Origin of the sequence: Thalassobacterium sedimentorum, assembly GCF_031127905.1 — a bacterium.
Taxonomy (GTDB): Bacteria; Verrucomicrobiota; Verrucomicrobiia; order Opitutales; family Coraliomargaritaceae; genus Thalassobacterium; species Thalassobacterium sedimentorum.
Genome location: NZ_JARXIC010000006.1, coordinates 48767 through 62407, shown reverse-complemented (window position 1 = coordinate 62407; position 13641 = coordinate 48767). Strand labels below are relative to the sequence as shown.

Here is a 13641-nt window from a genome sequence, read left to right as displayed (position 1 = left end):
ATTGGCTTAACTATAATACCCCCACCACTGAGTGTAATGCTGCGCCGCAATTTGCATATTAGCAAGTTTTGTGCCCAGCAAACGACCTGCTTGCTGCAGGTCGGCCGGCTCCGCCAATAGGCTTAACAAGGAACGCTGCAAGGCTCCGCGTGGGTAATCAAAAATCGGCGACAAGTGCCCTCCCCGCTTCAACTGGTCGCGAATTGCGAGTAAATAGTTACGCCACTGTGGGATCTCCGGAAATAATTTGCCGCGGTAATGGATATACTCGTCCGCAGTGCGAAAACAGTGTCCTAATCGTGTGCTTTCAACTTCCAGATAGCACGCTTCCCAAATCTCCGTAAGGAGCAATTGGGTTTGCTGTAGTGTAGCCAATGAGGGAGTCACTGTCGGGTTTAGTTTAAATTCGGTCCCCTCCCGATGCAATTCCACGATGCGTGCATCGATATCGGTCTCTGCTTGCAAGCGTATTTGACGCTCTCGCACATAGGGGCGATATTGGCCACGAATCGTGAGTAAGGCATCTCCAAATGCTAACTTTGCTTTGGCTTGATTGCGATGTACCACACTTAAGCGTTTTCCCATCTCCAAATCTGCTTTAGCAAAAAATAAACCAGAGCCGCGGTTCCAAAGTAAGCGTGTCGCTTCAATCGCAGCAATGCGATCGGCTTGAGCCAGAGGGTGATAGGCAGCTAAATAATCCGGTGGGCCCATCACTGGCGTGTGGGCCATCACTAAATCATAAAACATCATCGAATTTGGCGTCGCCTGCAAGTCGGAGCACGGCAAGCACTTACCCTCGACATCTATACCTAAAAGTGCCGATTCTTCTTCTTCCCACTGATGTACCGCTTGTTGCAAGCGGACATTTCCCGGCGAATCAGTAAAGATAAAGTAATCTAAGTCATTGAAGAATGCTGGGTTACCAGCACTGTCTATCGCGATACCACCTTCTCCACGTCCATACCCACCACCTAGAATGATTGCCTCTGGAGATGACTCGCCCAAGGCTGTGAAATAAGACCGTGTTCGCTCAAAATGTGCCTGCAATGCCTGCTCTAAAGATTGGGGCAATGGCACAGTTGATAACACAGTGGATTGCATTCAGCTAATAGGCTCTAATAATATGCACAAATAATAGGCTCGAATCGAATTTTATTCGGGTTCAATTTCTAGAATACGATGCAACCGCAGTAGTTCCAAAACGCTCAAGACAGTTGGAGTCGGTTGCCGTAGCGTCAACTTCTGGTTAACTTGCTTGTAAAAACTGAGCAAGGCACCAATGCCAGAGCTATCGATGAAATTAACCTGAGCAATATCTACCACTGCACGTTCACGTCCCTCCAAGCTTAATCCTTGAAATGCGGTCTTAATTTCTGTGGCGTTTGATGCATCTAAAGCATCGACCGACAAGGTGACTTCTAGGGTATTATCGGTAAATTTGGAACTAATCATAGTGATAGAAAGTATTTATAGGAAAGCTACTTTTCACTTAACTGAGAGCAACTATAAAAATACTCGAGAGTAAACTCTGATTGTAGATTCAGTGGCGAGTTCCTAAGCTTTGAATCGTGTTTCCTGTATGTATTTTTTATATAGTGAGGTCATCACAGTTCCACGTGTCGGCCCAGCTGATGACACTTAGATTTCAGAAATCATCAGAACCTTGATTAGAGTTTCCTGAATTAGTGTTTCTTATTCGCTAGACAATTAACGCTCAATTAGAACGCATCTTCGCACTTTGGACGTGCAGAAGTTGAGAGAGCACGCCACAGTAAGTAACTACACCTAGTGCTTGCTGGTCGCGCGAGCCACAATATATAGTATTAATCCCCTGTGAAATGAAAAAAGAAACCACGGCAGCCAAAACTAATAAACTCACCCTGAAGCGCACCTTTTCTTCTGAGTCAATCCATCCTTACAATGAAATTACATGGTCATATCGTACGGCTGAAATCACGGACGACAAAGGCCGGGCAATTTTCAAACAAGACAATATTGAGGTTCCAGAAGCATTTTCGGATTTAGCGACCAAAATTTTGGCGTCGAAGTATTTTTATGGAGACATCGATAACGGCACCGATCCGCATCATGATGGCCGCGAGTCTTCATTTAAACAGGTCATCGATCGCGTGGCGGGAACCATCACAGCATGGGGACTCAAAGATGGTTATTTCGCCGACGAGGTACAAGCCAAGCTCTTTGACGACGAACTCAAATGGCTTCTTGTCAATCAATACGGAGCCTTCAATTCACCTGTCTGGTTTAACCTAGGCCTTTACCAAGCTTATGGGGTTGGCACAAATTCTGGTAAGGGGAATTTTTATTGGGATCAGGAGCACGAAGTCGTCATGCGAGCCAATAGTCAGTATGAATATCCGCAATGCTCCGCTTGCTTCATCCAGCATGTTGAAGATGACATGGATTCCATTATGGATCTAGCCAAGGCAGAGGCCATGCTCTTTAAGTTCGGCTCTGGATCGGGGACAGATTTGTCGAGCATCCGTTCAACTCGTGAAAAGCTCTCTGGCGGAGGCAGGCCATCCGGTCCCCTCTCCTTTCTTTCTGTATACGATGCAGTCGCTGGTGTCGTCAAAAGCGGTGGCAAAACCCGGCGTGCTGCAAAAATGAACGTGCTAAAGGATTGGCACCCTGATATCGAGGAATTCATACATGCCAAGCAAGTGGAAGAACGCAAAGCCTGGGCACTGATTGAGGCAGGCTATGATGCTTCATTTAATGGTGATGCGTATGCTTCGATTAAATATCAGAATGAAAATCTCTCGGTGCGAGCAAGTGACGAGTTTATGCAAGCGGCAATCGATGGAACCAAGTTCTTTACCAGACGGGTTACGGACGGTCAGCCTTGTGAAGAGAAGGACGCCTCCTACCTGTTGGATAAAATTGCCGAAGGCACACACATTTGTGGAGATCCCGGCATGCAATTTGATGATACCATTCACAAATGGCATACCTGTAAGGGCTCTGGTCGTCAAAACTGCACCAACCCTTGCAGCGAGTACCTTTTTCTCGATAATTCAGCATGTAATCTAGCGTCTTTAAACTTGATGAAGTTTCGAACGCCAGCGGGACTGGATGTGGAGCGTTTCGCTGCTGCGGCTAAGATTTTTATAATTGCTCAGGAAATCATTGTAGATCGTTCTTCATATCCGACCGAGGGTATTACTTACAATAGTCATTGGTTTCGCACACTCGGGCTCGGTTACGCGAATTTGGGAGCTCTACTGATGTCCTACGGCTATGCTTATGCGTCGGAGGCTGGTCTCGGACTGGCAAAAGCGATCACTGCAGTGATGACGGGCGTTGCCTATAAGGCATCCGCAGAACTGGCTGCGCTCAAGGGACCTTTCGCGGGGTATTTAGATGCCGCGCATTATGGTGTTCCCACCCCACCGGAAAAGGACAATGTGACCTCGATGCTGAACGTGATTGAACTGCATAAGAGTTTCACCGAAGCGCTTGATCGTCATTCTCCTAAACACCTGACGGAGTATGCGAACCAAGTCTGGCAGGACGCTTTACACCTCGGGCAGCGTTACGGTTATCGCAATGCACAGGTCACTGTGCTGGCGCCCACTGGCACTATCGGCTTTTTGATGGACTGTGACACTACTGGCATCGAACCTGCGATTGGATTGGTCGCGTATAAAACACTAGCTGGTGGTGGACAGATGACCATTCCGATCAAATCCATTCCGTTGGCAATGGAAACCATGGGCTACCCACAAGAGACTATTGTACAAGTCTGCAGTCATGTAAAAGAATACGGTACTGTTGAGAACATTCAGGTGTCAGGGAAAATTATATATTCCGGACTGAAAGATGAGCATATCCCCGTCTTTGATTCTGCTTTCCGCTCCGGGATGGGAACACGCTACCTGCCTTATACCGCTCACATTGATATGATGGCGGCTGTTCAGCCCTTTCTCTCCGGGGCCATCTCCAAGACAGTCAACATGCCTCAAGAAGCCACTGTGAAGGAGATTCGCCGCACCTATATTCATGCCTGGAAAAAGGGGATCAAAGGGATTGCGATTTATCGGGATGGTTCCAAGCGCTCCGCTCCAATTAAAACGAGCAAAGAACAAGCCTCCAAAAAACAAGTGGAAGTGCAAGTCGTCACAGAACCTTATCGACGTAAGCTGCCAGACACCCGCGAGTCGATCACGCACAAATTTTCCATCGCAGGCTCCGAGGGCTACATCACTATTGGCAAGTTCGAAGATGGACAACCCGGAGAAGTTTTTATCCAGATGGCGAAAGCGGGATCTACCATTAACGGCTTGATGGATACCGTGGGCACGCTTGTTTCACTATGTCTGCAATATGGTGTGCCTTTGGAAACTCTAGTTAAGAAATTCAGCCACGTGCGTTTCGAACCAGAAGGCATGACTAAAAACCCGCACATTCCCTTCGCTAAGTCAGTCATCGATTATGTCGCTCGTGAGCTAGGCATGGAGTTCATACCTGGTTACAAAGAGCGTATGAGCCCTGCATTGCAAGAAGACGATGCCTTCGAGGATAAGAATCCGAGTAGCACAGTGATTCCCAAAACGGATGTTCAAATTGACACGCAACAATTAGAGTTTCTGACACAGAGTGAAGGCAATCTGACTTGCCCCGAGTGTGGATCTGGTAAAGTGAAAGTGACTGGCACCTGTGCTTGTTGTTTGAATTGCGGTTCCAGCCTCGGCTGTAGCTGATGGACTGTTCACTAAATGCGCCGTTTTAATGAGAGTAAATACAAGCCGGCAATCCGAGCCAAACTGGATGGTTTTGAATAAAAAAGATCGTGCCTGAACAGAGGTGTATACTGAGCACCTGTGGATTCCTTAAATTTGACTAGTGAATCACTACCTCCACCTGTAAAGTCAAAGTAACTGGCTCCCTCCAAATTAGCAGCTTCAAAGGCATGTAGATACATCGCCGAAGCGGCCCCGGTTGATAGTAAAGCAGAATGACTCACCGAATCCACTCCATAATACCCATGCGGGCCCCTTGCCACAATGAGACTCGTGGCCAATTCACCGTCAACTAACGCATGATAAGCTCGCAACCGGCCATCACTCGCCAGTGCTTGAACTAATATCTCTAGATCCTCATTAGACAGGAATGGCCGACTTTGCTTTTTTCTCAAAAATTGACTTCTTAACTGCAAGTGCTGGTCAAAGTCTCGTGTTTCTGTCCAAGAAGATATCTGAACACCTTGGCGTTTGGCCTTACGTATGGTAGCGCGAAAACGCTTCGCACTACGCGCTAGAATTGCATCGATGGAAACAGTCGTATCGACTCGATAGGTGCGGCGTGTAGGACGTCGCCGCTGAGGTAAAAAATAGATACCAGACAGTTGTGGCCACTGTTCAAGTTGCGGATCCATGCTCGCCAAAACCATATACTGTACATCGTGATCTAAGCACCATTCATGTAGGGCAGCTTGCACTATATGTGGATTACAACTTGAAAATAAGGGGCCCATCTGATTGCCATCGGCCTCAAAACTTGATGATGCTACCCGAATCGCCCCTCGACGACGTACCAATAATGGACAGAGGAAATGAGCACCTGCTTTATTGGCAAATTTCAATCGGTATAATCGATAGCCACGAATGCGTGCAATCGCCTTTAACCATGATGAAGTATGAAAGAGCGAAGCGTTCTGATAACACGCCACCGCACGATCCCAAGTGGCATCATCCACTATCGAATCCCATGTAAAATGCCTAATCCTCATATAAGCGTATGAAGAGATGTATCTAATCGCATCTCATACAAGGAAAACCACGTATTTTTCTTTAAATAATTACGCAAGTTAGGCGGGAAGCTTCCTGGCATTGCTAGTTCAATAAAGCCATACGCTACATCGCCGGAGAACTCGGTGTCGGTCTCTATGGAGCCAACCCTGAAAACTAAAGTCTGGTTTGCTACTCAACTCAACTCGTAATCGCCCGCTCGAATTTGACGGCAAAGTTCACGCGGCGTTCGATTCGCCATACGCCGAATGAAACGCGTAAATACCGACTGCGAATTAAAGCCGCTTAATTCTGCGACATCAGAGAGGCTACACCGTGAATCGCGCATCAATGAAATGGCAGTGTGGAACTGATAGTTACTGCGGTAATCTCGTAAGGAGAGGCCCATCTGACGCTCGAAGCGCTCGCGTAGATGTCGTTGCGAAAACCCGACTCGCTGGGCGACTTCTTCAAACGTCCATCCCTCGCGGACAGAACGAATGATTAGGGCTTCCACCTGTGCAATCCACTCATGAGCACTGTCCTGGCGAGGTAGTGTCGTGCGGGAGGGATGTGTTGCTGTGGCCTGTAAGTGCGTGAGTAAGCGATCCAGTACAGGCATTATTTCTGACCGCCTATCCGCATCCTGGTGTCCCCACAAAGACGCGATTTCTCCCCACAAACGATGTGCGGCACCATCGGGTTGTAGGCGACGATAACTTAAATCCGTTAACGATGCATCTCCTTGAATTAAATCGAAGGTGATAAATAACCATCGTAGTTGATCCAACTCGAGATCTACGTAATGGTGAAATTGATAAGGGGTGACCAACAAAGCCTCGCCTGCTTCCAATTTGAAGCTTTGACCATCTACACTCACGACGCCCCCGGTTTTGAGTACGCGCATCAACACGTAGCGATGATGCATTCGATTAGCTAAGTCCTGCTGCTGCAACGACTTGCGGGTCAATCGTTCGAATACAATGACATTGCGGCAAATCACACGATTCGGGAGATCTAGCCCCTTATAATAATTTACTGGGTCCTGAATCTGCTCCGGGAAAACCTCCAGTAATTCACAATCATCTGCCATTTCCGAAAAGATCAATTATTACTCCGATTTAAGCAAGTAATTTACAGTATAAAAATCATATTATTGAGGACATGACACACTTGGTATCAGAACTAACCCAACTTGAACGTATCCCTACCCAAATCTACGAAAGCGCTGATGCTGCTTGCCTTACAGTTGCCAATGCGATCACTGATTTAATTAATGAACGCAATGCGGCTAACAAATCTACTGTGCTCGGACTGGCCACCGGATCCACGCCAGTACGACTGTACCGTGAACTGATTCGGCGTCACCGGGAAGAAGGGCTGTCCTTTGCCAAAGTAATTACTTTCAATCTGGATGAATATTATGGTCTCGCGAGTGACCATCCCGAAAGTTATCGGAAATTCATGCAGGATCAGCTCTTCGACCATGTCGATCTTAAGCCAGAAAATACTCATGTGCCGGATGGTTTGGTTGATCGTGATGCGGTTTTTCAATCCTGTAAAGATTACGAGGATGCCATTGCCGCCGCAGGTGGCATCGACATCCAGATTCTAGGAATCGGTCGCACCGGGCATATTGGCTTTAATGAACCAGGTTCAGGTCCAGAAACGCTGACACGTTTGGTCACACTCGACAACTTGACTCGTCGCGATGCCGCGCGCGACTTCCTCGGGGAAGAAAACGTTCCGCGCCATGCGATTACGATGGGAGTCGGCACCATTCTGGCGGCGCATCGCCTTTTCTTGCTGGCCTGGGGTGAGGGGAAGGCCTCGATCATGGCAAAGACCGTGGAGGGCACGCAAACCGAAACCATTCCCGCGACTTTTCTACAGCAGCATGCGAATTGCACCTTCTGCATTGACCAGGCAGCTGCCAGCCAACTCACCCGGCAGTGCCACCCTTGGTTAGTCGGACGTATTGAATGGACGGCTGAGACCACGCGTAAGGCTGTGATATGGCTGGCACAGAAAACTGGTAAATCGCTACTTAAATTGATCGATGAAGATTACACTGAGAACGGGATGTCCGACCTACTGGTGGAGCAAGGGCCCGCCTACGATCTCAACATTCGACTCTTCAACATAACCCAGCATACCATTACTGGTTGGCCAGGCGGTAAGCCCAATGCCGATGACAGCCATCGTCCCGAACGGGCCACACCCTTCCCGAAGCGTTCATTGATTTTAAGTCCTGAACCACTCGACGATGTCTACTGCTTGGGAGGCACAATCAATCGGCTGAAGCAACATGGCAATGAGGTCACAATCGCCTACCAAACTTCTGGCAATTTAGCGGTTCCAGACACTGAGGTACGTCGTGCAATCGAATTAATGATTGAACTAGGCACAGATCGTATCGGTGAAGCGGATTTGAGCTACGCCATTACTGTTGAAACGCAACTCAACGAAAAGGGCAGCTTTGGCGCTGATACCAGTGAAATTCGTCAACTCAAGGGCCTCATTCGTCGTAGTGAAGCACGTTCTTCCGCACGCACCCTTGGCATCGATACTGAAAATCTACATTTCATGGATCTTCCTTTTTATGAGGAGGGACGTTACCGCCGTTTTGTCGCCACCCAGGCAGACGTGACTAAAATGTGCGAATTATTGGAAACTGTTAAACCGCATCAGATCTTTGCGACTGGACATGGACATGACCCCTTATCCGTGCCTGCACTCAGTTTTGAAATCTTAAGCGCAGCGCTTCAACAATGTGCCGATTCAGAATGGCTAAAGGACTGCAATATCTGGCTCTACAAGGGACCCGCGGATGAATGGGAGGCACATGAAATTGACATGGCGGTACCACTCTCTCCCGATGAATTCGAAAATAAGATTCAAGGCATCTACCAGCACCAAACACAACGCAGTCAGAGCCCAGGCAGAGCGAATCAAAAAAGTAGTAACACCTGGGACTTGGCGCGTGAAATTAATTGCGGCACTGCCGAAGTCTATGACGCGCTAGGACTGGCGGAATATGAAGCAATCGAATGCTTTAAGCGTTACACTAAATAATAAGCACATCCGATGATCAAAATCACTCCACGTTGTAAGCCACCGCTCGATCCTGAATTTCTTCCAGCTGTATTATGGAATCATGCCTACTTAAAGGCCGCACTCGCTGCGCCTGATTGTCGAAAAATCCGGATTGCGATTGATCGCCCCGAAGGTACAACTTGGGTTTACGATACCACCCTGCTCCCCGCCTCAGCCGACAACCAGAACGACACGCTCAAATATTGTGAGCGTATCGTTAAATTTTTACTGTGGGCCTGGGGGGGATCACAGGTGCGTATTAGCAATGCCCCGGATGTCGTCGAGCAACTTCGGACCATCTATTCTGCCCAGGGGGCCCGCGCATTTGATTACGATTTCATGGGGAAGACTTGCTTTGATCAGGAGTTTGCCATTGAAAATGGAGACGATTCCGATCTGCAACAAGTACTCCCGCCTGCAACCGGCGGTGTGGGATCATTGCAAGGCAACCGTATCGGTTTTGACTTAGGAGGTAGCGATCGTAAGTGCGCTGCGATGATCGATGGCAAAGTTGTTTTTTCTGAGGAAATTAAATGGAGCCCCTATTTCGAAAGCGATCCCGCCTATCATCGAGCAGGCATACAAGACAGCCTCACACGCGCCGCTGCCCATCTACCATCTGTCGATGCCATCGGAGGCAGTGCAGCAGGCATTTATATCAATAACGTGCCCCGCGTTGGTTCGCTGTATCGTGGTATCAGCAGCAAAGATTTTCATGAGTCGATTCGTCCCCTCTTCTATGAGCTTAAAGCTGAATGGAATGATATCCCTTTTGAACTAGCTAACGATGGCGACGTTACCGCAATGGCAGGTGCAATGGCAATCAATGACAGTGCGGTGCTAGGCATTTCCATGGGCACCAGTCTTGCCGCTGGCTACATCAACCCGCAGGGATCCGTCACTGGTTGGATTAATGAGTTGGCCTTTGTACCAGTTGACTATCGGGAAGGTGTCGCTAAAGATGAATGGAGCGGCGACGATGGCTGCGGCGTACAATACTTCTCACAGCAAGCTGTTGCACGTTTACTCCCACGTTCCGGCATCACTGTTAGCGGAGACTTGGGCTTGCCGGAGCAACTCGAAGTGGTGCAAACGAAAATGATTGAGGGAGACGAACGAGCACTCGCTATTTATCAAAGCATTGGCACTTACTTTGGCTATACTATTGCACAGTTTGCGGAGTTTTATGAATTTCGTCATTTGCTATTTCTCGGACGTGTCAGCTCGGGCCCCGGTGGGGATATTATTATGCAAGAGGCGCGTCGCGTGCTCGATCTAGAATTCCCAGAGCTTTCCCAAAGCATTCAGTTTCAAACTCCCGATGAAAAGACAAAACGTCACGGTCAAGCAATTGCAGCTGCGACTTTGCCTAAGATTAATTAAATACTTTAACTTCAAAAATAATAGATATGAACCCACACTTTTCCCAGAACGGCTCTGATCTCTACGTCCCTGACTCGAATCAGGCAGCCCTCAAACGCACCACACATTTAGGTGTGGGTGCCCACCAGGATGACTTAGAGTTTATGGCCATGCATGGCATCATCGAATGCTATGATAATGCGGATCGCTGGTTTGGTGGCGTCACTTGTACCAATGGCGCAGGTAGCGCGCGCACAGGCGAATTTGCGCACGTGACCGATGTGGAAATGCAAGCGATCCGCGCCGAAGAGCAACGTGAAGCGTCTCGCGTAGGTCAATACAGCTTTATGGCGCAGCTTCATCTTTCGAGCGCCAGTATCAAAGACCCCGAGAACGATGATTTGGAGAATGATCTTGTTCAAATCCTGAGCGAGGCACAGCCTGATGTTATCTACACTCATAATTTGGCAGACAAACACAGCACGCATATCGCCGTAGCGGCCTCTCTGATAAAAGCTCTACGTCGTTTACCATTCGAGCAACGACCGAAACAATTGATTGGTTGTGAAGTATGGCGCAATCTGGATTGGCTGCCCGATGATAAAAAAATCATTATGGACCTGAGTGCCCGCACTCAGTTGGCGAGCAAGTTAAATGGTCTCTTTGTTTCGCAAATCAGCGGTGGCAAACGCTATGACCTTGCCGTCGATGGACGTCGTCGAGCTAACGCGACATTCTTTGATAGTCACTCTGTTGACGATGCTCAAAGTGTGGCCTTCGGTGTTGATCTCACGCCATTAATCATAGACGATGAACTATCGCCTGAGAATTACATCGTGAGCTTTATTGAAGCGTTTAAACAAGACGTCCGAGGACAAGTTAGCACCTTCTTTTAAGACAGCAGTACATGCTGTCTTAAAAGATAATAAGCGATTTGTTAAAACTGTACTTACCTGATTCAAACCTATTTTAGACAATTATTGGGCGATTTCCTGTATTAATAATCTCCGCAGGTCGCGGACTAGATTAGGTGAGGTATCAAATAAATTAGTGGTCTCGCCGGGATCTATGCTTAAGTTATATAATTGCCCACAGTGATGTCTACTGAGCGGTTCTCTCTTTCCAACGGGTTCAGTAAAACCGCCAGAACCATTACCAAGTATAAATTTATAATCCCCCCTGCGGATTGAGAAGTGGCCTTCACCGGAATGATGGATCAAAGTCTCGCGGGTAGCGCTCGCTTGCGGATCTTTTAACAAGCTCAGAAAACTGATAGAGTCTTCGACCTGATCTCTATCGACAGCCACGCCCAGAATATCTGCAACAGTTGCATACATATCTGATAAGCCAATTAGTTGATTACAGACGCCCTGCGCTTCGATTTGTTGAGGCCAGCGAACCAAAAAGGGTTCACGGTGCCCTCCTTCCCAGATGTCAGCTTTCTGGCCACGATAGACTCCATTCGCGGCATGACCATAATCTTGGCCATTTGCGCAGGTGATGCGTGCTCCATTATCTGAAGTGACTATCACCATCGTATTTTCTGATATACCAAGAGTGTCGAGCGTATCCAGGATTTGTCCAACCATCCAATCAAAGAGTAGCACCATATCGCCGCGATCACCGGCAGCGCTTTGCCCTTTGACAAATTCGGGAGCGACTTCACATGGGCGATGCGGTGCGGAGGCTGCCAGATATAGGAAAAATGGTTGCTCGCCGGCGTGTGTATGATGCTTCTGAATGCAACCAACCGCCTCCTCTGCGAAGCGCATGTCCACCTGCTCCTCTATATAGTCGGGCGAATGCATGCCGCGTCGCTGTTGATTGTAATAATGAGCTTTCTCTGATACTGGCGGAGTTATTACGTGATCGCCCTCGATGTAACAATAGGGAGGCATGTCCATCGAACCTGAGATGCCGAAGTAGTGATCGAAGCCAACATCCAAAGGTCCACCTGCCAGCCTCTGAGTATAATCTACATTAAAACCCTGCGCATTCATGTCATCGGCCTCTTCGAAGGGCAATAGTTCCCCAGCCTGATTCTGCCATTCGAATCCGAGATGCCACTTCCCCACTCCATAGGTCCGGTAACCTTGTTCTTGTAGCATACGTGGTAGAGTGCTTTGCTCGGGTTCAATGAGCGGACGTCCGAAACCACCGATGACCCACTGTTGCAAACGAGTGCGCCAACAATTACGTCCTGTTAGGATGGAATAGCGACTCGGCGTGCATACCGCCGAAGAAGAATGTGCATCGGTAAACCGTAGCCCTTCCGAGGCTAATCGATCCATATTGGGCGTCACAATCTTCTCGGCTCCATAACAACTGAGATCTCCGATCCCCATGTCGTCCGCCAAAATGTATATTATATTGGGAGCTGTTGTCATGACTTTGGTGATTCTTAGGCTACTGTTGATGCTTTCAAGGCGCTATTAACTGTATCCGCAAAAGCCGTATAATCGTCGTATAACTGATCCAACCAATCATAGTCTTTTGCTGTTACTTCAGCATTATTCAAGAAGGATAAAAGGGGAAACTTGATTCCCAAGCGGCGGCCCACAAAGGCCTTGGCGCTTGCTGGATATGATCTAGCTAGAGCCCAATTATACTCTTCACAAAATCCTTGAATGCGCACTGCAACCTCAGGGTGCGATTCACGACATTCGAACATCTTGACGTGTAAATCAGGCCACAGGTTGGATTGTAAGCCGCAATATCCGTGCAGTCCCCGCTGGTAGGAGTCTAATGTAGTGCCCGCATGAGCATTAAACACTTTAAACCCTACGGCTAGCCCCGCATCACGCTTACGACTTTGCTCTGCAGGATCACAGGAAGTTTCTTTTAAAAAACAAAAACGTTCTGCGGACACAACAAATTCAGTTAATTGCGTCGTCAGCATGCGATGATTGGGAACCGGGCATTCGTAGAGTCCGAGTGAGAGATCGGGCACCTGTTCTAGAAACGATTGCATCGTTTCAATCCATACAGCATCTGAGGCATCCGCTTGGACAACTTCTCCGAGTGGTATCACCGCTGCAACTGAACCGCCATCAGCCATAGCCTTAGCCATCATGATCCGCTCCTCATTACTGCGACACCCCATCAGGCCGCCCACTACAGGAACTCGCCCAGCGCTGCGTGCTACAGCTCGCTCAACCAATGTGATGCGATTTTTAGCCGACATGCTAAGCGATTCACTAGAGAGACATGATGCAAACAATCCGTGACAGCCCTGCTCAATGTACCAGTCGATGAGTTGGTCATAGGCGTCCCAATCCACTCGATCGGCTCCCGCAAAAGGAGTCATCACAACAGGCCAGACTCCATTAGTAATCAAATTATTCATTGTTCTTTATGTAATTTTATTTATTTAAAAAGTTTGCGCAATTTGCATGTAATTACTTGCAAAAATCTTTATAATCAATAAAATAAT

Annotated in this window: 10 protein-coding genes; 4 read left to right on the top strand and 6 right to left on the bottom strand. The window is 48.1% G+C overall.

What is annotated here, in order from left to right:
• Positions 1-6: 6 nt before the first annotated feature.
• Complete coding sequence (locus tag QEH59_RS05100; RefSeq protein WP_308984278.1) at positions 7-1080, bottom strand: hypothetical protein; 1074 nt, start codon at positions 1078-1080, stop codon at positions 7-9.
• 75 nt (positions 1081-1155) lie between these two features.
• On the bottom strand, positions 1156-1455 hold the full coding sequence (locus tag QEH59_RS05095; protein ID WP_308984277.1) for an STAS domain-containing protein: 300 nt from the start codon (positions 1453-1455) through the stop codon (positions 1156-1158).
• 386 nt (positions 1456-1841) lie between these two features.
• On the opposite strand from QEH59_RS05095, the gene QEH59_RS05090 reads away from it, so the two are divergent.
• A complete protein-coding gene (locus QEH59_RS05090) occupies positions 1842-4724 on the top strand; it encodes a vitamin B12-dependent ribonucleotide reductase (RefSeq protein ID WP_308984276.1) in 2883 nt (960 codons plus the stop codon).
• Between the two features lie 11 nt (positions 4725-4735).
• Here the strand turns inward: QEH59_RS05090 and QEH59_RS05085 are convergent, their stop codons facing one another.
• Entirely contained in the window at positions 4736-5752 is a 1017-nt protein-coding gene (locus QEH59_RS05085; protein ID WP_308984275.1) for a GNAT family N-acetyltransferase, read from the bottom strand.
• A gap of 194 nt (positions 5753-5946) precedes the next feature.
• Positions 5947-6843 carry a helix-turn-helix transcriptional regulator gene (locus QEH59_RS05080; RefSeq protein WP_308984274.1) on the bottom strand — a complete coding sequence of 299 codons (897 nt, stop codon included), beginning with the start codon at positions 6841-6843 and terminating at the stop codon, positions 5947-5949.
• Between the two features lie 71 nt (positions 6844-6914).
• On the opposite strand from QEH59_RS05080, the gene nagB reads away from it, so the two are divergent.
• Genes nagB through QEH59_RS05065 form a run of 3 tightly spaced genes read left to right on the top strand, consistent with a single transcriptional unit; the run spans position 6915 to position 11104 of the window.
• The gene (gene nagB, locus QEH59_RS05075; RefSeq protein ID WP_308984273.1) at positions 6915-8825 is read left to right on the top strand and encodes a glucosamine-6-phosphate deaminase; all 1911 of its coding nucleotides are present in this window, start codon (positions 6915-6917) and stop codon (positions 8823-8825) included.
• A gap of 12 nt (positions 8826-8837) precedes the next feature.
• Positions 8838-10229: a hypothetical protein gene (locus QEH59_RS05070; protein WP_308984272.1), complete on the top strand. Its 1392-nt coding sequence runs from the start codon at positions 8838-8840 to the stop codon at positions 10227-10229.
• Between the two features lie 26 nt (positions 10230-10255).
• Entirely contained in the window at positions 10256-11104 is an 849-nt protein-coding gene (locus QEH59_RS05065) for a PIG-L deacetylase family protein (protein WP_308984271.1), read from the top strand.
• A gap of 81 nt (positions 11105-11185) precedes the next feature.
• Here the strand turns inward: QEH59_RS05065 and QEH59_RS05060 are convergent, their stop codons facing one another.
• Positions 11186-12595, bottom strand: coding sequence for a sulfatase family protein (locus tag QEH59_RS05060; RefSeq protein ID WP_308984270.1), 1410 nt, complete (start codon positions 12593-12595; stop codon positions 11186-11188).
• A gap of 14 nt (positions 12596-12609) precedes the next feature.
• Positions 12610-13554 carry a dihydrodipicolinate synthase family protein gene (locus QEH59_RS05055; protein WP_308984269.1) on the bottom strand — a complete coding sequence of 315 codons (945 nt, stop codon included), beginning with the start codon at positions 13552-13554 and terminating at the stop codon, positions 12610-12612.
• Between the last annotated feature and the right edge of the window lie 87 nt (positions 13555-13641).